This is a genomic window from Micromonospora sp. NPDC048830 (genome assembly GCF_043198215.1).
GTDB lineage: Bacteria > Actinomycetota > Actinomycetes > Mycobacteriales > Micromonosporaceae > Micromonospora.
The window spans coordinates 68,033-94,458 of record NZ_JBICUP010000029.1; the positions used below are offsets into that span (position 1 = coordinate 68,033).

Consider the following 26,426-nt stretch of genomic DNA (forward strand, 5'->3'; position numbering starts at 1 on the left):
GTCAGGCACTCCAGTCGGCCAACGTGTCAGGGTCCCCGCCGAGGATCGGGTTCAGCCACTTGTCCATGATGGCGGCGAGGGTGCCGTCCTTCTCCATGTCGGCGAGGATCTGGTTCACCACCGCCACGTTCTGCGAGCCCTTGGGGAACAGCGCCGCCACGTCGCCGCCGACCGGGTATTGTCCTACGACCTCGAGCTTCCCGCCGGAGCTGGCCGCGCGGGGCATGACGGTGGCGGTGTCGTTGAGCGCGGCGTCGATCTGCCCGGCCAGGACCGCGTTGAAGAGATCGTCGTTCGAGGCGAAAACCCGCACCTCCTTGGGCTTCAGGGTCTCGTTGACGTACTTGAGCTGGACAGACCCGGCCAGCACGCCGACGGTGGCGTTCTTGATGCTCTCCTTGGTGAGGTCCGAGCCGGTCTTGACGAGGACGCCGGATCGGTAGGTGTTGTAGGGCGTGGAGAAGTCGACGGCCTTGCGCCGTTCGGGTGTGTCGTAGATGTCCCAGACCGCGAAGTCGAAGTTCGAGGTCTTGGCGGTGACGAGGGCCTCGAACGAGGCGTTCACCAGTTTGATCCTGCTCAGTCCGGCGCGGTTGGCGATCTCGGCGTCGAGGCAGTACATGTAGCCACCGTCGACCGATTCGAGGGTGTTACCCCGGTAGCCGGCCGGGTACGGCAGCGAGGCGGCGACGGTGAGCACGCCCTCGGTCATGGTCTTCAGCTGGTGGACCGTGGGGTTCTTCGTCACCTCGCAGTCGCCGAAGCCAGCTGACCCCGAGTCGGCGGTCGAGGTGTCCGTGCCGCACGCGGCTAGGGCGAGCATCCCGGTGATGGCCGCGGTGACGCCGAGGGAGCGGAGTGACCTCTTCATCTGACACCTCCGTGTCGATGGTCATGAAGCAATGGGGGGTGATGGGAATTTCAGTGAAATGTTAGTGAAGTGTGCAGGACGGTACACCTGATCGGCGGGTGAGTCCAGAGGGCGTTCTGGCTGGTAGGAGCCAGTCAGCGGGAGCCCATGTGGGGGTAACGGTGGTCCCGGGGCGGGTCGAAGGTCTCCTTGATCGAGCGCGGCGAGATCCAGCGGGCCAGGTTCGACGCCGCACCCGCCTTGTCGTTGGTGCCGGAGGCACGGGACCCGCCGAACGGCTGCTGCCCGACGACCGCCCCGGTCGGCTTGTCGTTGACGTAGAAGTTGCCGGCGGCGAACCGCAGCCGTTGGCTGGCCCAGGCGATCGCCGCCCGGTCGCGGGCAACGACCGCGCCGGTCAGCGCGTACGACGAGAGGGACTCCACCTGGTCGACCGCGTCGGTGAAGGCGTCGTCGTCGAAGACGTGCACCGCCAGGATCGGCCCGAAGTACTCCGTGCGGAACATCTCGTCGGTGGGGTCGGTGCTGTGCACGACGGTCGGGCGGACGAAGTACCCGACAGAGTCGTCGACCTCGCCACCGACGAGCACCGTCAGGGAGTCCCGCTGGCGAGCCCGGTCGATCACGGCCCGGTGCCGGCCCAACGCCCGAGCGTCGATCACCGCCCCCATGAAGTGGGACAGGTCGGTGACGTCGCCCATCGTCAGCGCCTCCACCTCGGCGAGCAGCGGGTCACGCACCCGCTCCCACACCGACCGGGCCACGTACGCCCGGGAGGCGGCCGAGCACTTCTGCCCCTGATACTCGAACGCGCCCCGCAGCAGCGCCACCCGCAGCACATCCGGATCAGCCGAGCCGTGCGCGAGCACAAAGCCCTTCCCGCCGGTCTCGCCGACGATCCGGGGGTACGACCGGTAGCCCCCGAGGTTCGCCCCCACCGTCGACCACAGGTGCTGGAACGTCGCGGTGGAGCCGGTGAAGTGGATGCCGGCCAGGTCGCGATGGGCGAGCGCCACCGCCGAGACGTCGAGGCCGTCGCCCGGCAACATGTTGATCACGCCGGGCGGCAGGCCGGCCTCCTCCAGCAACTCCATGATCAGGCTCGCGGCGAGCTGCTGGGTCGGCGCGGGCTTCCAGAGCACCGTGTTGCCCATCAAAGCCGGCGCGGTCGGCAGGTTGCCCGCGATCGCGGTGAAGTTGAACGGGGTGACGGCGTAGACGAAGCCCTCCAGGGGGCGGTAATCCGTGCGGTTCCACACGCCCCGGGAGTTCGCCACCGGCTGCTCGCCCACGATCTGCCGGGCGTAGTGGACGTTGAACCGCCAGAAGTCGGCCAGCTCGCACGCGGAGTCGATCTCGGCCTGGACGGCGGTCTTCGACTGGCCCAGCATCGTCGCGGCGTTGAGTCGCTGGCGCCACGGACCGGCCAGCAGGTCGGCGGCCTTGAGCAGGATCGCGGCGCGGTCATCGAGGGAAAGCTCGCGCCAGCCGGGCGCCGCGTCCCCTGCCGCCCTGATGGCGTCCTCGGTGTCGGCCCGGGTGGAGTTGCGCATCACCCCGAGCACGTGGCGGTGGTCGTGCGGCTGCACCACCGCGATCTCCGCCCCCCCACCCATCCGGCGGCGGTCACCGATCGCGGCGGTCAGTTCCACCTCCTGACCCTCCTGCCACGCCAGCTCCTGCTCCAGCGCCGTCCGTTCCGGGCTGCCGGGGGCGTAACTCAGGGTCGCTTCGTTGACCGGGGACGGCGGGCTCGTAACGGCATCCACTCTCATCCTCCTTGCATCGACGGAATTCGCTGTGCGGCCGAGGCGGCCCGCCGGGCGGGCGCGGTTGGCAACGCGCGGCGAGGCATGCCCGGAGGCACCCCAACCGGGCGCTGACATTACACTAAAATTTCAGATGCGCCAGCCCGGCGCCCTCGCCTCGCTCTTCACTGCGGCCCTGGTCGGGCCGGGCTGGCCCGCCACGTCACCGGGCAGGAGGTCACGACCGCGATCCGGGAGTTCCCCGACGGGAGGTGAGCGGCGCGACGCGGCCAGCCCGGACCGGCGCGGTCCGGGCTGGCCGTGGGCGCGGGGCGGTCAGCCGATCTCGGCCAGCCGCGGTACGACCCGCTCGGCGAGCTGCTGCGTGAACTCCACCGGGTGCCGGTCGGGCATCGTCTGCACCTCGGTCACGCCGAGCGCGGCGTACTCGGCCACCTCCGCCAGGAACGCGTCGGGGTCGGCCAGGGGCGGCCGCATGACCAGCACCGTCTTCTCGATACGGTCGTAGTCCCGGCCCTCGGCGGCGCAGTGCCCGCGCAACACCTCCAGCTTGTGCGCGACCTCCGCCGGGCTGGTGCCGAACAGGTTGCACGCGTCGGCGTAGCGGGCCACGAGCCAGAGCGTCTTCTTCTCGCCGCCGCCGCCGATCATGATCGGGGGGTGCGGCCGGCTGATCGGCGCGGGCACGTTGAGCGTCTCCGCGAGCTGGTAGTGCCTGCCGTCGAACCGGCCGTTGTCGTCGCCCCACATCTGCAGGCAGATGCGCAGCGTCTCCTCCAGTCGCTCGAAGCGCTCGGCGACCGGGACGACCGGGACGCCCAGCCCGCGCTGCTCGCGCTCGTACCACGACGCGCCGATGCCGAGCCGGGCGCGACCGCCGGAGAGCACGTCCAGGGTGGTGACGATCTTGGCGAGGAGCCCCGGGTGGCGGTACATCACCCCGGTCACCAGCACCCCGAGCGTCATCCGCTCGGTCTGCGCGGCCACGTAGCCGAGCGTCGTGTACGCCTCCAGCATCGGCTCCTCGGCCGACGTCCGGAACTCCATCTGGAAGTAGTGGTCCATCACGGTGAACGCGGAGACGCCGGCCTGCTCCGCGATCCGGGCGGTCTCGGCCAGTGTCGCGGCCGTCCGCGCCGGATCGGCGGGCGTGGAGAAGTTCCAGTAGTGCAGGCCAAGCCTCATCGCTCATCCTCCGGTCCCGTAGGGTGGCTACCCGCCCAGTATCTGACGTCAGCGACGGCAGGGCGCGGGGACATCCGACACGACGTCCCCGCACGACGGCGAGTCGCCCGGGCCGGCCCGGGCGTAAGGGATTCCTTCGAGACCGCTCCGGCCGGGACGGCGCGGCCGTACGGTCGATTCCGTGGACGTGGTGTTGCGCGGCGGCCCCGGTGACGGGCGGGTCGTGCGGGGCGGCCCGGAGAGCGTCGTCTGGGGCGCCTGCCTGTACGAGCGCACCACCGATGTCAGCCAGGTCCACGGCCGCGACCTGCGGGTGTACCGGCACCGCCCGGACTGCTGCGAGCCCTTCGGCCGTGGCTCCGAGGACCGCTGCGAGTAGTGGAGGCGCCGGGCCGCCGCAAAGGCGGTCCCGCGGCTGTCCTCGTCCGCGGGTGCGGCCCGCCGAGGGCACCCCGTCGGGTCGCCCGATCCGGTGAGTGCCGTGGTCACCTGTCGGCGCTAGCCGGCGCAACGGGTTAGACCAGGGTGACGGGTCTGGAGACGGGGGTCGAGCCGATGATCGCGCACTGCCCGAGCACCGGTTTCGGCGGCGCCGAGGCGGTCGCGGAGGCCATCCTCTACGCCGGCTACCCGGTGCATGCCCGCCGCCGGTCACGGAGCCGGGCCCGCCGGTGGACCGGTGTCCTCGTACCACCGGACTGGGCGGCGACGCGCGGCCCGGTCGACGGCGCTGGGGCGGGCCCGGCCGAGTCGTCGTGGCAGCTGACCCAGTGCCTGACGGACGCCCCGGACGGCGCGGTCGTCCGGATCGGGCTGCGGTTCCTGCACCTGCAACGCCGGTTCGTGGAGGCACGCGGCGCCGACGGGGCCTGCCGGCCGGTCGACGGGTTCGACGCCGGGGGCCGCACGGAGTTCGGCTTCGACGAGGCGGTGCCGCGTGGGTTCGGGATCGAGGCTTCGCTCGCGGAGCTGCGGCGCGGGCGCCGCCTCGACGTACGGGTACCGGGCGGCGAGGACGTCGAGCCGCTGGTGGACGGCCGGGGCGGGGCGGTGGGGCGGGTGGTGCGCCGACGGTGGCCGCTGTCCGCGTCGGTGAGCGTCTGGGCCGTCCCGTGTCGGACGCCGTCGCGGCTGCTGCGGCTCGCCGTCCGGGTCGTGAACACCAGCCGGACGACGCCGGCGGACGGCCCACGCGAAGCGACCCTACGGTGTTGCCTGCTCGCGACGCACACCCTGATCGCCGTGGACCGGGGGCGATTCCTGTCGCTGCTCGATCCGCCGCCGTGGGCGGCGTCCGCCGCGTGGGAGTGCCGCAACGTGCACACCTTTCCGGTGCTCGCCGGCGAGCCGGGCAGATCCGATGTTCTGCTCTCGTCGCCGACAGTCCTCACCGACCACCCTCGACCCCGCGCCGCCGCCACCGTCGACCGCGTCGACGCCCGGGCGTCGAAGGGGGTCGAGCGGTCGCGTGGTGCCGTCCGGACGCCGGAGCCCGGGCGTCGGAAGGGCGGCGCCGCCGGGCCCTGGTGGGGGCCGGGGGCCGACACGACGCCCTGGTGGGAGCGGGGCGCCGACGCGACCGTCGCGCCGGAGACCGAGCGGGTCCTCGTCGCGGGCATCCCGCTGTCCCGGGGCAGCCGGGTCCGGCTGCGCCCGCGCCGGCGGGACAGCGACGCGTACGACCTGTTCCTGGACGGGCGTACCGGCCGGGTGGAGCAGGTGCTGCTCGCCGCGGACGGGTCACGGTTCCTGGCCGTGAGCCTGGACGACGACCCGGGCGCGGACCCGCACCACTGGTACGGCCACCCGCGTCACTTCCGCCCCGAGGAGATCGAGCCGCTGGGCGGGGCCTGCCGGTCCGTGTGACGGGGACCCTGAAGGAGACCGGTGGCCGGTCACCGAACGCCGCTACCCGTACGCCTCCTGGTTGGGCCGGCGACCGGTACGACGTCCTCCTGGGACGGCACTGCCCGGCCGGTGCGTCTCCGCACCGGCCGGGCAGTGCCGCGACTCAGGTCAGTTGCCCGCGGTCAGGTCCTTGAGGCCCTCCAGCATCTCGGCGAAGTCCGCGGTCTCCGCGGGAGGCGGGGTCTCGATGTTCACCGCCTTGCCGTAGTCGGTGTAGTCGACCGTCATGTCGCCCATGTTGCCCATGACCATGGCTGCCCGGCGCGGCTGGTACTGCTCGTCGACCCAGAGGTCGATCTTGATCTCCTTGACGCCCTGCTTGGCCAGTTCCTGCTCGACGCCCGACCGCAACTCGGCGTCGAGCTGCCCGAGGTAGGTCGCCACGGGGGTGGTGACGGTGTAGTGGACCGTGCGCGCCCCGTTCACCGTCTCCTCGCCGACGACCGTGACGCCCTCGGTGGCGAGCAGCGTCTTGACCTGCTTGGTCGGGTCGACGTCCTCGAACGACCGACATCACACTATCCCACGCGGTCAACCTCAAAAACGACGCCTCCCCGCCGCGCGGGTGGCCGGCATGGGGACGCCGGTTCCTCGTACGCCGCCTCGCTGCGCCACCTCGCCCGTGACGTGTTCCGCCCGGTCAGGGGCGGTAGCGGTAGCCCATGCCGGGCTCGGTGATCAGGTGCCGGGGGCGGGCGGGATTGTCCTCGAGCTTGCGGCGGAGCTGGGCCATGTACTGGCGCAGGTAGCCCGTCTCGTCCTGGTATCCCGGCCCCCACACGTCGTGCAGCAGCTGACGTTGGGTGATCAGCTTGCCGGGGTGGCGCAGCAGCTTTTCGAGTACGCCCCACTGGGTGGGGGTGAGCCGGACCTCGACGCCGTCGTCCCGCGTCACGACCCGGTCGGCGAGGTCGACCGTGTGGCGCCCCACGCGGACGAGGCTGCTTGCCGGCCCAGCGGTGGCGTCGGCGGTGTTGAGGCGACGGGTGACGGCGCGGATGCGGGCGAGGAGTTCGTCGATGCCGAAGGGTTTGGTGACGTAGTCGTCGGCGCCGGCGTCGAGGGCGGTGACCTTGTCGTCGCTGCCGGCGCGGCCCGAGAGCACGATGATGGGGACGGTGGTCCAGCCACGGAGCCCCCGGATGACGTCGACGCCGTCGAGGTCGGGCAGGCCGAGGTCGAGCACGACGAGGTCGGGTGGGTGGCCGGCGGCGGCCTTGAGCGCGGCGGCGCCGGTGGCGGCGACGTCGACGTCGTAGCCGCGGGCACGCAGGTTGATGCGCAGGGCCCGCAGGATCTGGGGTTCGTCGTCGACGACGAGGATGCGGCTCATGCCTGCGGGCCCTCCGTGGGTTCGGTCGGTGTGGCGGCGGGCAGCCGCAGCACCATGGTGAGGCCCCCCCCGGGGGTGGTTTCGGGGGTGATGCTGCCGCCCATGGCCTCGGCGAGACCGCGGGACAGGGCGAGGCCGAGACCGACGCCGGTGGTGTTGTCGCGGTCGCCGAGGCGCTGGAAGGGCAGGAAGACGTGTTCCCACTGGTCCTCGGCGATGCCGGGGCCGGTGTCGATGACCCGTAGTTCGACCTGGCCGGAGTGTGCGCTGGCGGTGATGGTGGGTGGCTGCCCGGGTGGGCTGTGGCGCAGGGCGTTGGCGACGATGTTGACCAGGACCCGCTCCAGCAGGCCGGGATCGGCGGTGGCGGCGGGCAGGTCGGCGGGGATGTCGGTGCGCACGTCGACCGCGGGCGGGCCGAGTTCGTCAAGGGCCCGGGGTACGGCGTCCTCCAGGCCGATGGGGATGGGGTGGACGCCCAGCGCCCCGGCCTGGAGGCGGCTCATGTCGAGCAGGTTGGCGACGAGGCGGCCGAGCCGGTCGAGGGACTCGTCGGCGGTGGCGAGCAGCTCGGCCTGGTCCTCGGGGTCGAAATCGACGTCGTGGCTGCGCAGGCTGGACACGGCGGCTTTCGCCGAGGCGAGGGGGGTGCGCAGGTCGTGGCTGACCGCGGCGAGCAGCGCGGTGCGCATCCGGTCCGCTTCGGCGAGCGGGCGGGCGGCGGCGGCCTGCTCGGCGAGGCGCTCCTGGCGTAGCGCGACGGCGGCCTGCGCGGCGAACGCCTCGATGATGCGCCGGTCGGCGGCCTCCAGCCGCCGGCCGCAGAGCACGACGGTGAGCCGGTCGTCGACGGGTACGGCGGTCTCCCCCGCGCCGGGGTTCGGTGCCGGGGCTTCGCCGACGCTGGCGACGACCCGCCACGCGGCCTCCTCGCAGGCCCGGTCCGGGCGCCCGCCCGTGGTCTCGACCGACTCGAGCACGCTGACCGCGCGCAGCGCGAAGGTTTCCCGGAGCCGCTCGAGCAGGGCCGGCAGCGGGCGCTCGCCGCGCAGCACGCTGCCGGCGACGGTGGCGAGCGTCTGCGCGTCGGCGGACGCGCGGGCGGCCTCCCTGGTACGCCGGGCGGCCACGTCGACGACCCCGCTCACGGCGATGGCGACGCCGACGAAGACGCCGAGGGCGAGCAGGTTGTCGGCCTCGGCGATGGTCAGCGTGTGGAAGGGCGGGGTGAAGAACCAGTTGAGCAGCAGGGAGCCGCCGAGGGCGGCGAGCAGCGCCGGCCAGAGCCCGCCGACCAGGGCGACGCCGACGACGGCGGTGAGGAAGATCAGGATGTCGTTGGTCAGGGTGAGGTCGGGCAACGCCGCCAGCAGCAGGGTGAGCAGCGGCATGCCGAGCAGGGCGAGGGCGTACCCGAGCAACCGGCGGCGGCGGGACAGCGCGGCCGGCGCCTCGGCCGCGCGCCGGCCGCGCCCGGCCTCGGGGTGGGTGACCAGGTGGACGTCGATCGGCCCGGACAGCGCGGTGGTGGTGACGCCGACACCGCGGGAGAGGATCTGCGCGAACCGGCCGCGGCGGCTGGCGCCGAGCACGAGCTGGGTGGCGTTGACGCCGCGGGCGAAGTCGAGCAGCGCGGCGGGGATGTCCGTGCCGAGGACCTGATGGTAGGTGCCGCCGAGGCTCTCCACGAGCACCCGCTGCCGGGCGAGTTGGGCCGGGTCGGCGCCGGCGAGCCCGTCGCTGCGGGCGACGTGCACGGCGAGCAGGTCGGCGCCCTTGCTGCGCGCGGCGATGCGGGCGGCCCGGCGGATCAGCGTCTCCCCCTCGGGTCCGCCGGTGAGCGCGACGACGACGCGTTCGCGGGCCTCCCAGGTGGCGGAGATGCCCTGCTGGGCGCGGTAGGTGCCGAGTTGCTCGTCGACCTTGTCGGCGAGCCAGAGCAGAGCCAGTTCGCGCAGGGCGGTGAGGTTGCCGACGCGGAAGTAGTTGCCGAGCGCGGCGTCGATCCTGTCGGGGCGGTAGATGTTGCCGTGGGCCATCCGGCGGCGCAGCGCCTCCGGGGTCATGTCGACCAGTTCGACCTGCTCGGCCGCGCGGACGGTCCGGTCGGGGACGGTCTCCCGTTGGGTGGTGCCGGTGATCTGGGCGACGACGTCGTTGAGGGACTCCAGGTGCTGGATGTTGACCGTGGTGAGCACGGTGATCCCGGCGTCGAGGAGCTCCTGGACGTCCTGCCAGCGCTTCTCGTTTCGGGTGCCGGGGACGTTGGTGTGGGCGAGTTCGTCGACCACGGCGACCTCGGGGCGGCGGGCCAGGACCGCGTCGAGGTCCATCTCCGTGAAGGTGGCGCCCCGGTAGGTGATCGTGCGGCGGGGGACGATCTCCAGATCGCCGATCATCGCGGCGGTGTGGGGTCGGCCGTGGGTCTCGACCAGGCCGATCACGAGGTCGGTGCCGCGTTCGGCCCGTCGCCGGGCCTCCTCGAGCATGGCGTAGGTCTTGCCGACGCCCGGTGCGGCACCGAGGTAGATGCGTAGTTCCCCTCGTGGCACGGCAGGAGTCCTCTCCACAGCGCGACCGGTGGGCGGGGGGCCAGGCACCGGGCCGGGACGATGTCGATCGTCCCAGCCCGGCCCCGCGGTGTCAGCGTGCCGGGAACTTCTCGTCGAGGGCGAGGTTGAGCTCCAACACGTTCACGCCGGGTTCGCCCATGAAGCCGAGCGACCGGCCGGTGGTGTGTTCCTGAACGAGGCGCCGGACCGCGGCCGGGTCCGCGCCGCGCTCGCGTGCCACCCGGGCCACCTGGATCTGCGCGTACGCCGGGGAGATGTGCGGGTCGAGGCCGCTGCCGCTGGCGGTGACCGCGTCGGCGGGCACCGCGGGCTCGGCGGGGGCGTCGCCCCGGACGGGGACGATGGTCGCCCCGGCGGCCCGGTAGTCCTCGCCGGGCTTCGCCAGTTCCACCGGCACGCCCTCGTAGCGGGCGAGGAAGGGAGTGGCGGGCGCCGTCTGGTTGACGCTGACCACGCGGGTGACCGGGCCGGTCAGCCCGTCGCGGTGGAACACCGCCAGCACGGCGCCGACCCCGTCCGGGGTGCAGTACGGTCGGCTCCCGTCGACGCCGTCGAGTTCGCCGACCGCCCTGCTGCGGGCGCAGACCTGGGTGAGCAGGCTCCGCGCCGAGCCGCCGGGACTGGCGGCGACGGTGTCGACGATGTCCTCCGGGCCGAGGTTGCTGGCCGCGGTGGCGGTGGGGTCGTAGCCGCCGCCGGCGGCGGAGGGGCGGGACTGGAAGTAGCGCGGTACGGGGTTGCCGTCGGCGTCGGTGAAGGACTGGCCGATCAGCGCGCTGCCGACGGCCCTGCCGCCGACCGTGACGGGTGACCCGTCGGCCCTGCCGGCGAGGCCGGGAACCCGGCCGACCGCGACCAGGGCGAGGGGATAGGCGAGGCCGAGGAGCACGGTGAAGACGAGCAGCGCGCGCAGGGCGGCCAAATGCTGGGCGAGCCAACCGGGAAGACGCATCACGAGATTCCTGGAATGAACTGGACGAGCAGGTCGATGAGTTTGATGCCGAGGAACGGCACGATGATGCCGCCGAGGCCGTAGATCAGCAGGTTGCGGCTGAGCAGCTTCGACGCGGCGGCCGGGCGGTAGCGCACGCCGCGCAGCGCGAGCGGGATCAGCGCGACGATGATGATCGCGTTGAAGACGACCGCGGACAGGATCGCCGACTCGGGGCTGGCCAGCCGCATGATGTTCAGGCGATCCAGCGAAGGATAGATGCCGGCGAACATGGCGGGGACGATCGCGAAGTACTTCGCGATGTCGTTGGAGATCGAGAAGGTGGTCAGCGCACCTCGGGTGATCAGCAACTGCTTGCCGATCTCGACGATCTCGATCAGTTTGGTCGGGTCGGAGTCGAGGTCGACCATGTTGCCGGCCTCCTTGGCGGCCGACGTGCCGGTGTTCATCGCCACGCCGACGTCGGCCTGCGCGAGGGCGGGCGCGTCGTTGGTGCCGTCGCCGGTCATGGCGACCAGCCGGCCCCCCTCCTGCTCCCTGCGGATCAGCGCGAGCTTGTCCTCCGGCGTCGCCTCGGCGAGGAAGTCGTCCACGCCGGCCTCGTCCGCGATGGCCTTCGCGGTACGGGGGTTGTCACCGGTGATCATCACGGTCCGGATCCCCATCCGGCGCATCTCGTCGAACCGCTCCCGCATGCCGGCTTTCACCACGTCCTTGAGGTGGACGACCCCGAGCGCCCGGGCCGGCTCTCCGGCCACGTGCTCGGCCACCACCAGCGGCGTGCCGCCGATGCCGCTGATCTCGTCCACCAGCCGACCGACCTGCTCGGTCGGGTGACCGCCGTTCTCGCGTACCCACTTCAGCACCGCGGCGGCGGCACCCTTGCGGATCCGCCGCGCGGGTCCGGTGGCGCCTCCGCCGGCGGTCGCGTTCGGGGTCAGGTCGACGCCGCTCATCCGGGTCTGCGCGGTGAACGGGACGAAGGTGGCGTGCGGAATCAGGCCGGGCTCGCGTTCCCGCAGGCCGAACTCGCGCTTGGCCAGCACCACGATCGAGCGTCCCTCGGGGGTCTCGTCGGCCAGGCTGGACAGCTGCGCGGCGTCGGCGACCGCCGCCGCCCCGAGACCGTCGACCGGGAGGAACTCGGCGGCCTGCCGGTTGCCCAGGGTGATCGTTCCGGTCTTGTCCAGCAGCAGGGTGTTGACGTCGCCGGCCGCCTCGACGGCGCGGCCGCTCATCGCCAGCACGTTGCGCCGCACCAGCCGGTCCATGCCGGCGATGCCGATCGCGGACAGCAGCGCCCCGATGGTGGTCGGGATGAGGCAGACCAGCAGGGAGGCCAGCACGACGCCGGTGACCCCGGCGTCGGTGATCGCGCCGGTGTCCGGCGCGGCGGCCTGGAAGTTCTTGGCGGAGATCGCCAACGGCTGGAGGGTGACGACGGCCAGCAGGAAGACGATCGTCAGCGCGGCCAGCAGGATGTTCAGCGCGATCTCGTTCGGGGTCTTCTGCCGGTTGGCGCCCTCGACCAGGGCGATCATCCGGTCGATGAAGCTCTCCCCCGGCTTCTGGGTGATCCTGACGATGATCCGGTCGGAGAGCACCCTCGTGCCGCCGGTGACCGCGCTGCGGTCCCCGCCGGACTCCCGGATGACCGGGGCGGACTCGCCGGTGACGGCGGACTCGTCGACGCTGGCGATGCCCTCGACGACGTCCCCGTCGCCGGGGATGATCTCGCCGGCCGCGACCACGACGATGTCGCCCTGCCGCAGCTGTGGCGCCGGGACGCTCTCGGTGCGGCAGGCGCCGGGCACGGCGCCCGCGGTCCAGTCGGGGACGCGGGTGGCGACGGTATCCGTCTTCGCCCTGCGCAGGGCGGCGGCCTGGGCCTTGCCGCGGCCCTCCGCGACCGCCTCGGCGACGTTGGCGAAGACGACCGTCAGCCACAGCCAGACGGTGATCGCCCAGGCGAACACCGACGGGTCGGTCACCGCGAGGACCGTGGTGAAGGCCGCGCCGATCTCGACGATCAGCATGACCGGGTTGTGCCACAGGGTGCGCGGGTCGAGCTTGCGCAGCGCGTCCGGCAGGGACCGGACGAGCTGCGCCGGGTCGAGCAGCCCGCCACCCCGGCTGCCCCGGGTGGCCGGCGTGCCGGCGGTCGCCGCGTCGGCGGTGCCGTGCGGCGCCGGCGTGGAGGTGGTCATGTCCTTCTCTCTCACGGTGGTCACAGCCCTTCGGCCAGGGGGCCGAGCGCGAGGGCGGGCAGGAAGGTCAGCGCGACGAGGATCACCGTGACGCCGACGACCATCCCCACGAACAACGGCCGGTGGGTCGGCAGGGTGCCCTCGGAGGCGGGGGTGGGCTGCTGGCGGGCCAGGGAACCGGCCAGCGCGAGCACGAGGATGATCGGCAGGAACCGGCCGAGCAGCATGCACAGCCCCAGCGCGGTGTTCCACCACGGCGTGCTCACCGTGATGCCGGCGAACGCGGAGCCGTTGTTGTTGCTCGCGGAGGTGAACGCGTAGACGACCTCGGACAGGGCGTGCGGGCCGGTGTTGAGCGCGGTGGAGTTGTTGCCGGTGGCGACGGCTGCCGCCGCGCCGATCAACACCAGCGCGGGAGTGACCAGGAAGTACAGCGAGGCCAGCTTGATCTCGCGGGCGCCGATCTTCTTTCCGATGTATTCCGGGGTCCGGCCGACCATCAGGCCCGCGACGAACACGGTGGTCACCGCGAGGATCAGCAGGCCGTAGAGGCCGGCACCGACGCCGCCGGGGGCCACCTCGCCGAGCATCATGTTGACGAGCGGCATCATCCCGCCGAGCGCGGTGTAGGAGTCGTGGAACGAGTTCACCGCGCCGGTCGAGGTGAGCGTGGTCGCGGCGGCGAAGGTCGCCGAGTTCGACACGCCGAACCGGACCTCCTTGCCCTCCAGCGCCGCGCCGACGGCCTGCGGCACCGTGCCGTGGCCGGACAGCTCGAAGGCGTTGGTCAGGGCGATGCCGGCGATCGCCAGGATTCCCATGACGGCGACGATCGCGTACCCCTGCCGGAGCTGGCCGACCGTACGACCGAACACCCGGGGCAGGCTGAACGGGATCACCAGGAGCAGGAAGACCTCCAGCCAGTTGGTCCACGTGGTCGGGTTCTCGAACGGGTGGGCGCTGTTGACGTTGTAGAAGCCGCCGCCGTTGGTGCCCAGTTCCTTGATGACCTCCTGGCTGGCCACCGGCCCGCCGGTGATGGTCTGGGTGCCGCCGGTCAGGGTGGTCACGTCGCCGCCCGCCGACAGGTTCTGCACGACGCCGCCGACCATCAGGGCGAGCGCGCCGACCACGGAGATCGGCAGCAGGACGCGCAGGGTGATCCGGGTCAGGTCGACCCAGAAGTTACCCAGTTCGCCGGTACGGCCGCGGGCGAATCCGCGTACCAGGGCGACCGCGACGGCGATGCCGACCGCGGCGGAGACGAAGTTCTGCACCGCCAGGCCGGCCATCTGCACCAGGTGGCCCATGGTCGACTCACCCGAGTACCACTGCCAGTTCGTGTTGGTCACGAACGACACGGCCGTGTTCCACGCTCCGTGCGGGACCACCGGGTCGAAGCCCAGCGACAGCCACAGGTGGTTCTGCAGCCGCAGGAACCCGTAGAGGAACAGGATCGACACGGCGGAGAAGGCGAGCACGCTGCGGGCGTACACGCCCCAGGACTGCCCGGCCGTCGGATTCACCCCGACCAGGCGGTAGACGCCCCGCTCGAAGCGGGAGTGCCGGGTGCCGGCGACCACCCGGTACAGGTAGTCGCCGAACGTTCTGTGCACGGCGGCCAGCGCCACCAGCAGCGAGAGGACGAACAGCACACCGGCGGTGGCCGTGCTCATCAGAATCGCTCCGGGAACAGCAGGGCGACCACCAGGAACACGGCCAGGCCGGCCGCCAGCACCAGACCGACGGCGTTGACGACGCTCACAGCCTCTCCACCCCCCGCACGACGAGGGCGAGCGCCGCGAACAGCGCCACCGTCAACCCCACGAACACCACGTCAGACACCTCTGACTCCTCCGGAACGGGTCGTCACGGCCGCCTACCGGCCGCGCCGAGCAATCACAACGCCACCCGCTCCTCGGCGACAGGGGCTATAACGCGATCATCACGCCGGTCCGGCGTTTCTTAACGCCCTCTTCACGCCGCCTCCCCGTCGGGTGTCCCGCCCGGCACGGACGTGGGGTCAGCGGGGGCGCAGGGTCAGCAGTCCGTCGGGCGCGGCGGCGAACCCGGGCGTGCCCGGCGGGCCGAAGCCGCCGAGCAGTTCGGCCAGCCAGCGGGCCTCCTCGGGCGCGGCCCGTTGCAGCCGCATCCGGCGCATCCGCAGCGGGGCGGCCCGTAGCCGTCGCAGCGCGCCGGTGGCCGGGTCGAGAGCCGGTAGCCACAGCAGCCGCAGCTGCGGCCGGTACTCCTCCCGTCCGTGGATTCCCTCGTAGTCGTCGATCAGGTCGCCGCAGCCGTAGAGGACCAGCCGGTCGCGGTACACCTCCACCGGCCTGGGGTGGTGCGAGGAGTGGCCGTGCACCAGGTCCACGCCGGCGTCGATGAGCCGGTGGGCGAAGTCGACGTGCTCGGGCGGCACGTCGTACCCCCAGTTGGTGCCCCAGTGCACGGAGACCAGCACCCGGTCCCCGGGCCCGGCCACGGCGGCGATCCGCCCGGCCAGCGCGTCGGCGGAGGCTGCCGAGACCTCCGGCAGGTACGCCACCCCGGGCGCGTCGGCGGTGGCCGCCCAGGACGGGGGCACGCCGCTGGACGGCGCGGCCACCGACCAGACGAGCAGGTCGTGGCCCTGGCCGAGCGGCACCCGGGCGGGTCTGCCGGCCGACGCCGCGTCCCGGCCCGCGCCGGCGGTGGCGATGCCGGCGCCGGCCAGGGCGTCGAGGGTGTCGGTGAGCCCCACCGGGCCGAAGTCGAGGACGTGGTTGTTGGCCAGCGCGCACACGTCGAGCCGGGCCGCGGTGAGGCAGGCCAGGTTCGGCGGGTGCATCCGGTAGTGGATCGCCTTGGCCGGCGCGTGCGTTCCCCGGCCGGTCACCGCGGTCTCCAGGTTGACCACCCGGACGTCCGGCCGCAGTTCGTCGAGCAGGTCGAGCGCGTCGCCCCAGGGCCAGGCCGGGGGTGCCGGGCACGGGACCGGCCCGTTGGCGGCCTCGGCGAGGTCGACGTAGTCGCGGGCGTCGCGTACCGCCGGCTCGCGCAGCTCGGGCGGGCCGGGCGTGGGCAGGATCGCGTCCACACCCCGGCCGGTCATCACGTCGCCGCCGAGGAAGAGGGTCAGGTCGGGCATCCGGCCGCTTTCCCGGCCACGCCGCCGGCTCACCTGCCGGTGGTCCCTGCCGCGCCACGTCGGGTGGCGCTCTCGACCCGAGTACGTGCGGCGCCCGCTACGCCGCGCGGCCGTGCCGGTCCACGCGCCGGGCCCGCCGGTCGGGTCGACCGGCCAGAACGGCGGCGAGGATCTCCGCCCCGTCGACGACACGCGGGCCCGGCCGGTCCGGCACCCAGTGCCCGCCGGGCATCAGCGGGTCGAGCCACTCGACGAACAGCACCGTCGGCGCAGCTGCCGCCGGCCCGGGCAGAGCCGCCAGACGCCGATCCGCGTCCGCCCTGATCCGCGCCGCCTGATCCTCGGCGCCGAGGAGCGCCGCCACCGCGTCGACGGTGTCGAGGATCCCGCCGATGGTGCGCGCCTCCAACGACAACACCCTCGTGTCCAGGTCGATCACCCGGACCGCCTCGTTGACGCGCTCGTACGAGACCGCGCAGACCGCACACAGATCCTGGGTGAGGATCAGATCCGGACGCAGCCCGTCCAGCAGGGCGACGTCGAGCTGGTACAGCGACGAGCCACGATGCTCGCCGCCGGTGGTGGCCGCCGAGATCTCCCGGCTCGTCAGCTGTTGCGGCAGCGTCGTCCCGGTCACCACCGGAACGCCGGCCACCTGCTCCGGTGGCCAGTCGCACTCGTGCGTACGACCGACCAGGCTGTCGGCGTGACCGAGCATCGCGACGATGTCCGTGGCCGCCGGCAGGAGTGAAACGATCCGCACGCCTGCCTGCCTACCAGCCCTGGTCCATGGATGTCCACACCGCGATGCGGACGCATCCGGACGGCCGCCGGTGTGGTGCGGTTACCTTGCTCGGCGTCACACTTGCTTCTGAGACGGCGGATGACCGTCCACTTGCCTCACTCCCTAGAATCGGGGGACCGCCGGAGCCCGTTCGAGGGGGACATGTGCCGCCGTCCAAACCCAGCAAGCGGCCGGGTCGGCGCCGGCCGCAGACAGCCCCGGCCACGCCGACGCAGGACCCGGACGGGAGCGCCCCGGTGGCGGGGAGCGGCAGGCGCTCCGGCCGGGCCGGCCCACGGCGGCGGGACAGCGCGGCGCCGGGCGGCGCGGGCAACCCGCCCGCTCAGGCGGACAACCAGGCGCCGTTCTCGCGCCGGAGCCTGCTGTGGGCGGCCGGCGGCGGGGTCGCGACCGCGATCGTCAGCGCGCTGGTCTCCGAGCTGGACGACCGGCTCACCTCGCCCGGGCAGGCGGTGCGCGACGACCGCGCGGTGGAGGCGGCCAAGCGCGAGGAGGCCCGGCGGAAAGCCCCGCTGTCGCTGAACGCCTACTACTACGACCGGTCCGACGACGCGAAGATCTGGGTGGCGGCGAAGCCGCTGACCGCCGAGGTCCGGCGGAGGCTCGGCGCGGCGGCGTTCTGGACCGACGACGGCTTCGAGGGCGGCATCCGCGCGGCGCTGGGCGCCAGCGACGAGCACCCGTACCGGCTGTTGACCCGGGTGCGACTGTCGGTGGTCGGGCAGTGGGCCGCCCCGGTCTTCGTCACCCAGATCCGGGCCCGGGTGCTGCGCCGCTCGGCGCCCCTGTCCCACGCGTACGTGTTTCAGCAGAGCCAGGGTGGCGGAGAGCCGTTGAAGATCGGATTCGACCTCGACGAGCCCGACAGCGTCGCGCGGGTCACCGGACCCGACGAGCGCCTCGGCGGGGCGTACGTGGACGACCGGTCGCTGACCCTGGCGCCGGGTGAGCCGCTCACCATCGATGTGCAGGCGCAGACGGACCGGTCGTACTGCGAGTGGGTCGTCGACTTCGACCTCGACCTCGACGGCGAGAGGCGAGTGGTCACCGCCGACGACGACGGACGGCCGTTCCGCAGCACCAGCCTGGCCCGCCACTACCAGGAGCGGTACCACGCCAGCCTCACCGGCGGCCTCGTCCCCGACGGCGCCGGCCCGTTCGCGGCGCGGCTGTGAGCGTCGCCTGGCGCCGGCGCGCCCTGCTCCTCGCCACGTGGGCGTTGTCCTGCGCATTGTCGTTCGCCTTGCTCCAGGCCCTGTTCGACGTCACCGGCGGCGACCGCCCGACCGGGCCGCCCGGGGCGGCGGCCCCCGGCGGCCCGGCGTCCGCCGGTACGACGGTGAGCAGCGCCGACGCGGTCGAGCTGACCGCCACGCTCGCCGGCACCCGGTACAGCGACGAACTGACGTTCGAGGTGCCGGAACGACAGGCCCGGACGGTCCCACCGCGGCAGGTGCGGGACTGCCGGCAGTTCGCCTCGTGGGCGCGCCGGAACGAGGCCGTTCCCGTCGGCGGCGAACCCGTGCACCTGCTGACCGTGCACGCCGCGCGCAGCGTGGACGTGGTGATCCACAGCGTCGTGGCGGTGCCGGTCGCGCAGGTCCCGCGGGACCAGGAGCAGGGCCCACGGGTCGAGTTGGCCTGCCGCGAGTCCCGTCCCACCCCCACGGTCACTCCCGACGTCCGGACGGATCGCGGGCCGCACGTGCTCGCACCGGGGCAGACGGTCCGGCTGCTGGTCGACCTGGCCGCCCCCGAGCCGGCCGGCCTCTCGTTCCCGGCCGGCGTGTCGGACTACCACCTGCGCGTCGACCTGGAGGTCGACGGGGTGACGCAGGTCCGCGAGCTGCGCGACGAGGCCGGCGGACACTTCCGCTGCTGCGGGCGTATCACGTTCATGGGTTACCAGGCCGCTCGGTACGAGTGGACCCTCTCCCCCACTCCCACGCTCCGCTACTGCCCGGAACTCCGGTACGTCGACGAGCCGCCGCCGCGGGTCTGTCAGCCGCGGGAACCGGGCTGAGCCCTGTTTCCGTCCCGGCCCGCCCTGGTAGAACCGCCGGATGGATGAGCTGGCCGACCCGCTGGCCGGGCTCGACGAGGTCCCGTGGGAGTCAGGAGTCGAGCCAGCGGTGGATGCAGGTGAGCAGGTCCTCCGCGTCCACGGGCTTGGTGACGTAGTCGCTGGCGCCGGAGGTGATGCTCTTCTCCCGGTCGCCGTGCATCGCCTTCGCGGTGACCGCGATGATCGGCAGGTCGGCGTAGCGCGGCATCGCCCGGATCGCGGCGGTGGCGGCGTAGCCGTCCATCTCGGGCATCATCACGTCCATCAGCACCAGGTCGATGTCGTCGTGGCGCATCAGCGTCTCGATGCCCTGACGGCCGTTCTCCGCGTACACGACGTCCATGCCGTGCAGCTCCAGGATGTTGGTCAGGGCGAAGACGTTGCGCGCGTCGTCGTCGACCACGAGGACCTTGCGGCCGGCCAGCTCGGTGGCGTAACCCTCCCCCGCCGGCGCGATCTCGCGGGTGGGTCGGGCGAGCGGCACGACGTGCTCGGGCAGCGCCGCGGACAGGTGCAGGGCGATCCGCTCGCGCAGGTCGTCCAGGCTGCCGAGGATCTCGACCGGCCGGTTGCCGGCCATCGCCCGGAACAGGGCGTCCTGCCCACCGGTGAGGGGCTTGGCGTGGTAAGCCAGCACCGGCACGCCCTGGTGCCCGGGATCGTCGTGCAGCGCCTTGAGCAGCACGGCGCCGCTGTCGTCGGGCAGGTCCAGGTGCACGATGACGCAGTGGTGCCGGTGCGCGGCCAGCGCCTCCAGCGCCGCCGGGGCGTCCACGGCGGTGGTCACCTGCACGGGCCGCTGGCCGTCGGCGAGCCCGGCGACCGCGCCGTGGACCAGCATGGTCAGCAGCCCCTTGTCGTGGTGTTCGAGGACGAGGACCCGCCGCTCGTCGGTCGCCAGCCCGAGCGGGCCGAGCGCCGCGCCGAGGTCCAGCCCGGCCGGCACCCGGGGGGACGCCGTGACGGTGGGGGCCGACGCGGGACCGGAGGCGGGAGTGGGCGTGGGCATGGGCATGGTGACCGGCAGGTAGAGGGTGAACGTGCTGCCCTGGCCGAGGATGCTGCGGGCGGTGATCCGGCCGCCGAGCAGGTGGGCGATCTCCCGGCTGATCGACAGCCCCAGCCCCGTCCCGCCGTACCGGCGGCTGGTGGTGCCGTCGGCCTGCTGGAACGCGTCGAAGATGGCGGTGAGGTGCTGCTCGGCGATCCCGATGCCGGTGTCGACGACCCGGAACGCGACCACCGTGTCGTCGGGCGTGAACATCTCCGGCAGTTCGTCCGGGCGGGCGCGTTCGATGTGCAGCTGCACCCGGCCCCTCTCGGTGAACTTGACCGCGTTGGAGACGAGGTTGCGCAGCACCTGCCGTAGCCGCTGCTCGTCGGTGTGCAGGCGCTCCGGCACGTCGGGGGCGGTGCTGATCTCCAGTTCGAGGCCGCGCGGGGTGGTCAGCGGGCGGAACGTCGCGTCGACGTAGTCGCGCAGCACCCTCAGCTCGACGGTCTCCGGGTTGATGTCCATCTTCCCGGCCTCCACCTTGGACAGGTCGAGGATGTCGTTGATGAGCTGGAGCAGGTCGGCGCCGGCGGAGTGGATGACGGTGGCGTACTCGACCTGCTTCGGGGTGAGGTTGCGGGTCGGGTTCTGGGCCAGCAACTGGGCGAGGATGAGCAGCGAGTTCAGCGGCGTACGCAGCTCGTGGCTCATGTTGGCGAGGAACTCCGACTTGTACTTCGAGGCCAGGGCGAGTTGCTGGGCGCGGGCCTCCAGCTCCTGGCGGGCCTGCTCGATCTCGGAGTTCTTGGTCTCGATGTCGTGGTTCTGCCGGGCCAGCAGCGCCGCCTTCTCCTCCAGCTCGGCGTTGGAGCGTTGCAGTTCCTCGGAGCGGGCCTGCAGCTCCTCGGAGCGGGCCTGCAGTTCGGCGGCGAGGCGCTGCGACTCCGTGAGCAGCACGTCGGTGCGGGCGTTGGCCACGATGGTGTTGACGTTGACGCCGATGGTCTCCATCAGCTGGTCGAGGAAGTTGCGGTGCACCTCGGTGAACCGGGTCATGCTGGCCAGCTCGATCACGCCGAGCACCTGGTCCTCGAACAGTATCGGCAGGACGACCAGGTGCAGCGGGGCCGCCGCGCCGAGGCTGGAGGAGACGGTGACGTAGTCGGCGGGTACGGCGTCCACCACGATGGCCCGCTTGCTCGCCGCGGCCTGCCCGACGAGGGAGTCGCCGAGGGTGTACCGGCGGCCGGCCGCGCGGTGGCCGTAGCCGCCGACCACCCGCAGGGTGGGGGTGTCGGCGTTCTCGTCCATCAGCAGGAACGTCCCGAGCTGCGCGGACACCAGCGGGGCCAGCTCGTCCATGACCAGGCCGGCGACGACCTCCAGGTCCCGGTGGCCCTGCATGAGGCCGGCGATGCGGGCCAGGTTGGTCTTGAGCCAGTCCTGTTCCTGGTTGGTCCGGGTGGTCTCGCGCAGCGACTCCACCATCGAGTTGATGTTGTCCTTCAGCTCGCCGACCTCGCCGGGGGCGTCCACGGTGATCGAGCGGGTGAGGTCGCCGGTGGCCACGGCGCTGGTCACCTCGGCGATGGCGCGGACCTGCCGGGTGAGGTTGCCGGCCAGCTCGTTGACGTTCTCGGTGAGCCGCTTCCAGGTGCCGGAGACGCCCTCCACCTCGGCCTGGCCGCCGAGCCGGCCCTCGCTGCCCACCTCCCGGGCCACCCGGGTCACCTCGGCCGCGAACGACGACAGCTGGTCCACCATCGTGTTGATGGTCGTCTTCAGCTCCAGGATCTCGCCCCGGGCGTCGACGTCGATCTTCTTGGTCAGGTCGCCCTGGGCGACGGCGGTGGTCACCTGGGCGATGTTGCGCACCTGCCCCGTGAGGTTGTTGGCCATCGAGTTGACGTTGTCGGTGAGGTCCTTCCAGGTGCCCGCCACGTTGGGTACGCGGGCCTGGCCGCCGAGGCGGCCCTCGGTGCCGACCTCGCGGGCCACCCGGGTCACCTCGTCGGCGAACGCGCCGAGGGTGTCGACCATGGTGTTGATGGTCTGGGCGAGCACGGCCACCTCGCCCTTGGCCTCCACCGTGATCTTGCGGCTCAGGTCGCCCTGGGCCACCGCCGTGGCGACCAGCGCGATCGAGCGCACCTGGTTGGTGAGGTTGTTGGCCATCTCGTTGACGTTGTCGGTGAGGTCCTTCCACGTACCGCCGACGTTGAGCACCCGGGCCTGGCCGCCGAGGCGGCCCTCCGTGCCCACCTCGCGGGCCACCCGGGTCACCTCGTCGGCGAACGCGGAGAGCTGGTCGACCATCGTGTTGATGGTCTCCTTGAGGGCGAGGATCTCGCCCCGGGCGTCGACGCGGATCTTCTGCGTCAGGTCGCCCTTGGCCACGGCCGTGGTCACCTCGGCGATGCTGCGCACCTGGGCGGTGAGATTGTCGGCCATGACGTTCACCGACTCGGTGAGGTCCTTCCAGGTGCCGGAGACGCCCTTGACGTCGGCTTGGCCGCCGAGCCGGCCCTCGGTGCCCACCTCCCGGGCCACCCGGGTCACCTCGTCGGCGAACGACGACAGCTGGTCCACCATCGTGTTGATGGTGTTCTTCAGCTCCAGGATCTCGCCGTGCGCCGTGACCGTGATCTTCTGCGACAGGTCGCCCCGGGCCACCGCCGTGGCCACCTGGGCGATGCTGCGCACCTGGTCGGTGAGGTTCACCGCCATCGAGTTGACCGAATCGGTGAGGTCCCGCCACGTGCCGGCGACGCCGCTGACCTGTGCCTGGCCGCCGAGCCGGCCGTCGGTGCCCACCTCGCGGGCCACCCGGGTGACCTCGGCCGCGAACGACGACAGCTGGTCCACCATCGTGTTGATGGTGCTCTTGAGCTCCAGGATCTCGCCCCGGGCGTCGACGGTGATCTTCTGCGACAGGTCGCCCCGGGCCACCGCCGTGGTGACCTGGGCGATGTTGCGCACCTGGCTGGTCAGGTTGCCGGCCATGAAGTTCACCGAGTCGGTGAGGTCCCGCCAGGTGCCCGCCACGCCGGGCACCTCGGCCTGGCCGCCGAGCCGGCCCTCGCTGCCCACCTCCCGGGCCACCCGGGTCACCTCGTCGGCGAACGACGACAGCTGGTCCACCATCGTGTTGATGGTGTTCTTCAGCTCCAGGATCTCGCCCCGCACGTCGACGGTGATCTTCTGCGACAGGTCGCCCCGGGCCACCGCCGTGGCCACCTCGGCGATGTCGCGCACCTGGTCGGTGAGGTTGCCGGCCATCGCGTTGACCGAGTCGGTCAGGTCCTTCCAGGTGCCGGACACCCCGGGGACCTCGGCCTGACCGCCGAGCTGGCCCTCGGTGCCCACCTCCCGGGCCACCCGGGTCACCTCCGAGGTGAACAGCGACAGCTGGTCGACCATGCCGTTGAAGACGGTCGCGATCTCGCCCAGCAGGCCGTCGGCGTCCTCCGGCAGCCGGGTGCCGAAGTCGCCGTCGCGCACCGCGGTCAGGCCGGCCAGCAGCTGCCGCAGCCCGGGATCCGTCACGGGGCCCGCCGGGTTGGGAACCGTGGCGCCACGCCGTACCGCCGACCGCTCGACCATCGCAATCCTCCGGACCTGACCAGCCGGGCGGGCGGGCCCGCCTCGGCGGTGAGAGCAAGTTCGGCAAGTATGCCTGCGGGCGGGGTCGGGGCGGTAACGCGGCGCGGGTGTCGTCACCCGCCGGCGGCCCCGGCGGAGATGCGGGCGGTGACCCGGGCGGTCGTGCCGCGGTCGTCGCCGTGGATCTCGAGGCCGTCGGTGAGCTGCTGGGCCAGCCACAGGCCGCGGTGACCGACCTCGGTGGGCGCGGGCAGCACCACCCGGACGTCGCCGAGGCCGGGGCCGTTGTCGCTGATCTCGCAGCTGAGCACGTCGCCGTCGCGGCGCAGCCGCAGCGCGCCCCGGCCGCCGCCGTGCCGGACGACGTTGGTGACCAGCTCGTGCACCGCCAGCACGAAGTCCTCCAGGGCCACGCCGGTCAGCCCCGCCCCGCGGGCCGCGGCGGCGACGGCGTGCCGCAGCCTGGTCACCGCCTCGGCGGTGATCGTCGCCGCCAGCAGGGCCACCCCGGCCCCCGCCGGGGACGCACCCGGCGTCGCGCCGCCGTCACCCGCACCGCTGCCCATGGCCGGACCGTACACGGCCGACACCCGCCACGGGCCGGCCCGACCGCCGTACCACCCGTGGGCGGGTCACCGCCCCGACGGCGTCGCGCCCGCGGCGGGCAGCCGGGACATCAGCGCGATCTGCGCGGTACGCGAGCGGTCGATGCGGTCGGCGAGGTCGCGTACCTCGGGGCTGACCGCCACCGGCAGGTGGCCGTGGGCCAGCGCGGCGGCCGCGCGCTGGTGGGCCGTGAGCACCTCGATCAGTACGGCGTCGAAGCGCCCCGGCGCGGCGGACCGCAGCCGGGTCAGGTCGGGGTCGGCATGCGCCCGGTGGCCCTCGTCGGCGGCGTCGCCGTGGGCGCCGACCCGGCCCTGGTCGCCGGGCTGGGCGGGATGCCCGGAGGGGCCGCCGGGCTGGGCGGGGTGGGCGGGGTGGGCGGGGTGCCCGCCGGGCTGGGCCGGGTGGGCGGAGGGCCCGCCGGGCGGCGGCGCGGACAGCCACCGGCGGATCGTGGCGAGCTCGTCGGTCTCGGTCGCCTCGACCGCGGCCACCAGATTGCGCAGCTCCCCGTCGGTCACCCGCCCCGCCGCCGCCCGGGTGATCGCCAGGGTCCGCTCGTGGTGGGCCGCCATCGTCGTCAGGAACGGCACGTCGGCCGCGCCGGGGCGGACCGCCGACGCGGCCGGCGGGGCGGTGGGGCCGGCGTGCCCGCCGCAGCCGGCGAGCGCGAGGAGCAGGGCAAGCGGCAGGGCCGCCCCGTACCGTCTCATGCTGGTGCCTTCCGTCGGGGCGGGCGCGGCCCGGCGGGGGCCGCGCCCGCCGGGGTTGCTACAGCCGGGCCCAGAGGGCGGGCACGTTCGGCGGCTCCCAGCCGGGCAGCGCGGTGTGCGCCTGCAGGCACCGGTATGTCGCGCCGCCGTAGGTGACCTGGTCGCCCACCTGGTACGCCTGCCCCGCCGTCCAGGTGCCGCCCGGCCGCAACCCCGCCCCACCACAACCCCGTCGATCAAGAAGTTTGCGTCACCCACCAACCCGAACCGCGACAGAAATCTCTTGATCACGCATTCCCGGTCGAGGCCCGAGCTCCACCGCCCCCGCCACGACGACCCGTCACCGTCGAGGCCCCGCCCGCCGCGCCCCGGCTGCCGGTCCTGCTCAGCGAGGGCAAGGTGGCCGTCATGCCGCTCGGCGACCGGCTGCGCCTCGGCGGCACCCTGGAACTGACCGGGATGGACGCCTCGGTGTCGCCGCGCCGGGTCGACGGCATCGTCCGCACCGTGCGGTCGTACCTGCCGGGGCTGGACACCGACCGGCGGGTGCAGGTGTGGAGCGGGCTGCGCCCCTGTACCCCCGACAGCCTGCCGCTGCTCGGCCGCGCCGGGGCGTACCGGAACGTCTGCGTGGCCGCGGGGCACGGCCACATCGGGATGGGGCTGGCCCCGGCCGGCGGCCGGCTGATCGCCCAGCTCGTCGGCGGCCGGCCCCCGGAGCTGGATCTGGCCCCCTTCGCCGTCGACCGCTGGCGGCGCCGCTTCCCGCGCCGCCCGACCCGAGGGGGTACGCCGTGACCGACGCCCCGATCGGGGTGCTCTGCCTCGACACCTCGTTCGAGAAGATCCCCGGGCACATCCGCAACCCGGGCACGTTCGACTTCCCCGTCGTCTACCGGGTGGTCCGGGGCGCGTCGCCGCAGCGGCTGGTCCGCGAGGCCGACCCGACCCTGCTGGAGCCGTTCGTGCAGGCGGCGCGGGAGCTGGCGGCAGCCGGGGTCGCCGGGATCACGGGCGCCTGCGGATTCCTCGCCCTGTTCCAGGCCGAGCTGGCCGCCGCCGCGTCGGTGCCGCTGTGGTCGTCCAGCCTGCTCCAACTGCCCCTGGTGCACCGGATGGTCGGCCCGGACCGGCCCGTCGGCCTGCTGGTCGCCGACGAGGCGGCGCTCACCCCGCGCCATCTCACGGCCGTCGGGGCCGCCTCGGTGCCGGTGCGCGTCACCGGGATGGCCGACCAGCCGGAGTTCCGCGAGGTGATGCTGGAGGGCCGCCGCGACGCCCTCGACGCGGACCGCCTCGAACGCGAGGTGCTGGGCCGGGTGGACCGGCTGGCCGAGACCCACCCGGACCTCGGTGCGCTGGTGATCGAGTGCACCGACCTGGTGCCGTTCGCCCACGCGATCCAGGCCCGGCTCGGCCTCCCGGTGTTCGACATCGTCACCCTCACGAACATGCTTCACGCGACGCTGACCCGACGCCCGTACGCGCGCAGGCCCTGACGGCACCCCCGCTCCGTGATCTTGCAGTTTTGGCCCGAACGAAGCGAACAAAAGCCGTGAGCGAGGAGCGCAAAGTGCAAGATCGCGGAACCGGTGTGCTTGCGGCGGGCGGCGATGCTCTTAACGATCCCCACGGATAAATCCGGGGGATTTTCCTCCGGGGCCAGGCCCTGGATTCCCAGCTCGGACCGCACCTGATCCACCGTCCCGGAA

At 73.0% G+C, this 26,426-nt stretch carries 20 protein-coding genes and 3 pseudogenes; 6 read left to right on the plus strand and 17 right to left on the minus strand.

All coding sequences use genetic code 11. The annotated features are described in order from the left end of the window. Position 1: 1 nt before the first annotated feature. From ACGFIZ_RS23115 to ACGFIZ_RS23125, 3 genes are all read right to left on the minus strand, one after another. Positions 2–871, minus strand: coding sequence for an ABC transporter substrate-binding protein (locus ACGFIZ_RS23115; RefSeq protein WP_393422341.1), 870 nt, complete (start codon positions 869–871; stop codon positions 2–4). Between the two features lie 134 nt (positions 872–1,005). Further along, positions 1,006–2,640: an L-glutamate gamma-semialdehyde dehydrogenase gene (gene pruA / locus ACGFIZ_RS23120; RefSeq protein ID WP_393422343.1), complete on the minus strand. Its 1,635-nt coding sequence runs from the start codon at positions 2,638–2,640 to the stop codon at positions 1,006–1,008. A 315-nt stretch (positions 2,641–2,955) separates the two neighbouring features. Then, a complete protein-coding gene (locus tag ACGFIZ_RS23125) occupies positions 2,956–3,825 on the minus strand; it encodes an LLM class F420-dependent oxidoreductase (RefSeq protein ID WP_393422345.1) in 870 nt (289 codons plus the stop codon). Between the two features lie 181 nt (positions 3,826–4,006). Here ACGFIZ_RS23125 and ACGFIZ_RS23130 point away from each other — a divergent pair, with 181 nt between their 5' ends. After that, positions 4,007–4,204, plus strand: coding sequence for a hypothetical protein (locus ACGFIZ_RS23130; protein ID WP_393422347.1), 198 nt, complete (start codon positions 4,007–4,009; stop codon positions 4,202–4,204). 146 nt (positions 4,205–4,350) lie between these two features. Further along, positions 4,351–5,691: a hypothetical protein gene (locus ACGFIZ_RS23135; RefSeq protein ID WP_393422349.1), complete on the plus strand. Its 1,341-nt coding sequence runs from the start codon at positions 4,351–4,353 to the stop codon at positions 5,689–5,691. A gap of 150 nt (positions 5,692–5,841) precedes the next feature. Here ACGFIZ_RS23135 and ACGFIZ_RS23140 read toward each other — a convergent pair. From ACGFIZ_RS23140 to ACGFIZ_RS23180, 9 genes and pseudogenes are all read right to left on the minus strand, one after another. Beyond that, positions 5,842–6,234 (minus strand): annotated as a pseudogene (locus ACGFIZ_RS23140) (hypothetical protein); the annotation flags it as partial. Positions 6,235–6,373: 139 nt separating this feature from the next. Then, positions 6,374–7,066: a response regulator gene (locus tag ACGFIZ_RS23145; RefSeq protein ID WP_347668060.1), complete on the minus strand. Its 693-nt coding sequence runs from the start codon at positions 7,064–7,066 to the stop codon at positions 6,374–6,376. Then, positions 7,063–9,618: a DUF4118 domain-containing protein gene (locus ACGFIZ_RS23150; protein ID WP_393422351.1), complete on the minus strand. Its 2,556-nt coding sequence runs from the start codon at positions 9,616–9,618 to the stop codon at positions 7,063–7,065. The genes ACGFIZ_RS23145 and ACGFIZ_RS23150 overlap by 4 nt, the downstream gene beginning before the upstream one ends. 91 nt (positions 9,619–9,709) lie before the next feature. Beyond that, positions 9,710–10,591: a potassium-transporting ATPase subunit C gene (locus ACGFIZ_RS23155; protein WP_393422353.1), complete on the minus strand. Its 882-nt coding sequence runs from the start codon at positions 10,589–10,591 to the stop codon at positions 9,710–9,712. After that, positions 10,591–12,798 (minus strand): potassium-transporting ATPase subunit KdpB, encoded by a 2,208-nt coding sequence (gene kdpB, locus ACGFIZ_RS23160; RefSeq protein WP_393422355.1) that lies wholly within the window; start codon positions 12,796–12,798, stop codon positions 10,591–10,593. The genes ACGFIZ_RS23155 and kdpB overlap by 1 nt, the downstream gene beginning before the upstream one ends. Positions 12,799–12,818: 20 nt before the next feature. Then, complete coding sequence (gene kdpA, locus ACGFIZ_RS23165; protein ID WP_393422357.1) at positions 12,819–14,474, minus strand: potassium-transporting ATPase subunit KdpA; 1,656 nt, start codon at positions 14,472–14,474, stop codon at positions 12,819–12,821. Next, positions 14,474–14,563, minus strand: a complete 90-nt coding sequence (kdpF, locus tag ACGFIZ_RS23170) for a K(+)-transporting ATPase subunit F (protein WP_347668065.1) — start codon at positions 14,561–14,563, stop codon at positions 14,474–14,476. The genes kdpA and kdpF overlap by 1 nt, the downstream gene beginning before the upstream one ends. Positions 14,564–14,821: 258 nt before the next feature. Beyond that, entirely contained in the window at positions 14,822–15,928 is a 1,107-nt protein-coding gene (locus tag ACGFIZ_RS23175) for a CapA family protein (RefSeq protein ID WP_393422360.1), read from the minus strand. A gap of 97 nt (positions 15,929–16,025) precedes the next feature. Further along, positions 16,026–16,691: an ABC transporter substrate-binding protein gene (locus tag ACGFIZ_RS23180; RefSeq protein ID WP_393422362.1), complete on the minus strand. Its 666-nt coding sequence runs from the start codon at positions 16,689–16,691 to the stop codon at positions 16,026–16,028. A 278-nt stretch (positions 16,692–16,969) separates the two neighbouring features. On the opposite strand from ACGFIZ_RS23180, the gene ACGFIZ_RS23185 reads away from it, so the two are divergent. Both ACGFIZ_RS23185 and ACGFIZ_RS23190 read left to right on the plus strand, forming a co-directional pair. Further along, the gene (locus tag ACGFIZ_RS23185) at positions 16,970–17,908 is read left to right on the plus strand and encodes a hypothetical protein (protein ID WP_393422364.1); all 939 of its coding nucleotides are present in this window, start codon (positions 16,970–16,972) and stop codon (positions 17,906–17,908) included. After that, positions 17,905–18,756 carry a hypothetical protein gene (locus tag ACGFIZ_RS23190; RefSeq protein WP_393422366.1) on the plus strand — a complete coding sequence of 284 codons (852 nt, stop codon included), beginning with the start codon at positions 17,905–17,907 and terminating at the stop codon, positions 18,754–18,756. The genes ACGFIZ_RS23185 and ACGFIZ_RS23190 overlap by 4 nt, the downstream gene beginning before the upstream one ends. 91 nt (positions 18,757–18,847) lie before the next feature. Here ACGFIZ_RS23190 and ACGFIZ_RS23195 read toward each other — a convergent pair whose 3' ends face one another. The 4 genes and pseudogenes from ACGFIZ_RS23195 to ACGFIZ_RS23210 all read right to left on the minus strand — a co-directional run. Then, positions 18,848–23,395, minus strand: coding sequence for a HAMP domain-containing protein (locus tag ACGFIZ_RS23195; RefSeq protein WP_393422368.1), 4,548 nt, complete (start codon positions 23,393–23,395; stop codon positions 18,848–18,850). Between the two features lie 113 nt (positions 23,396–23,508). Beyond that, positions 23,509–23,961, minus strand: coding sequence for an ATP-binding protein (locus ACGFIZ_RS23200; RefSeq protein WP_393422370.1), 453 nt, complete (start codon positions 23,959–23,961; stop codon positions 23,509–23,511). Between the two features lie 66 nt (positions 23,962–24,027). Next, entirely contained in the window at positions 24,028–24,714 is a 687-nt protein-coding gene (locus ACGFIZ_RS23205) for a DUF305 domain-containing protein (protein ID WP_393422372.1), read from the minus strand. Between the two features lie 58 nt (positions 24,715–24,772). After that, positions 24,773–24,919 (minus strand): annotated as a pseudogene (locus tag ACGFIZ_RS23210) (carbohydrate-binding protein); the annotation flags it as partial. A 161-nt stretch (positions 24,920–25,080) separates the two neighbouring features. On the opposite strand from ACGFIZ_RS23210, the pseudogene ACGFIZ_RS23215 reads away from it, so the two are divergent. Together ACGFIZ_RS23215 and ACGFIZ_RS23220 are read left to right on the plus strand one after the other, a co-directional pair. Further along, a pseudogene (locus ACGFIZ_RS23215) lies at positions 25,081–25,512 on the plus strand (NAD(P)/FAD-dependent oxidoreductase); the annotation flags it as partial. Then, positions 25,509–26,213: an aspartate/glutamate racemase family protein gene (locus ACGFIZ_RS23220; protein WP_393422374.1), complete on the plus strand. Its 705-nt coding sequence runs from the start codon at positions 25,509–25,511 to the stop codon at positions 26,211–26,213. The pseudogene ACGFIZ_RS23215 and the gene ACGFIZ_RS23220, both read left to right, overlap by 4 nt. Here ACGFIZ_RS23220 and ACGFIZ_RS23225 read toward each other — a convergent pair. Next, positions 26,171–26,426: hypothetical protein (locus ACGFIZ_RS23225; protein ID WP_393422375.1), on the minus strand; the 256-nt coding region annotated here is incomplete at its 5' end. The genes ACGFIZ_RS23220 and ACGFIZ_RS23225 overlap by 43 nt on opposite strands.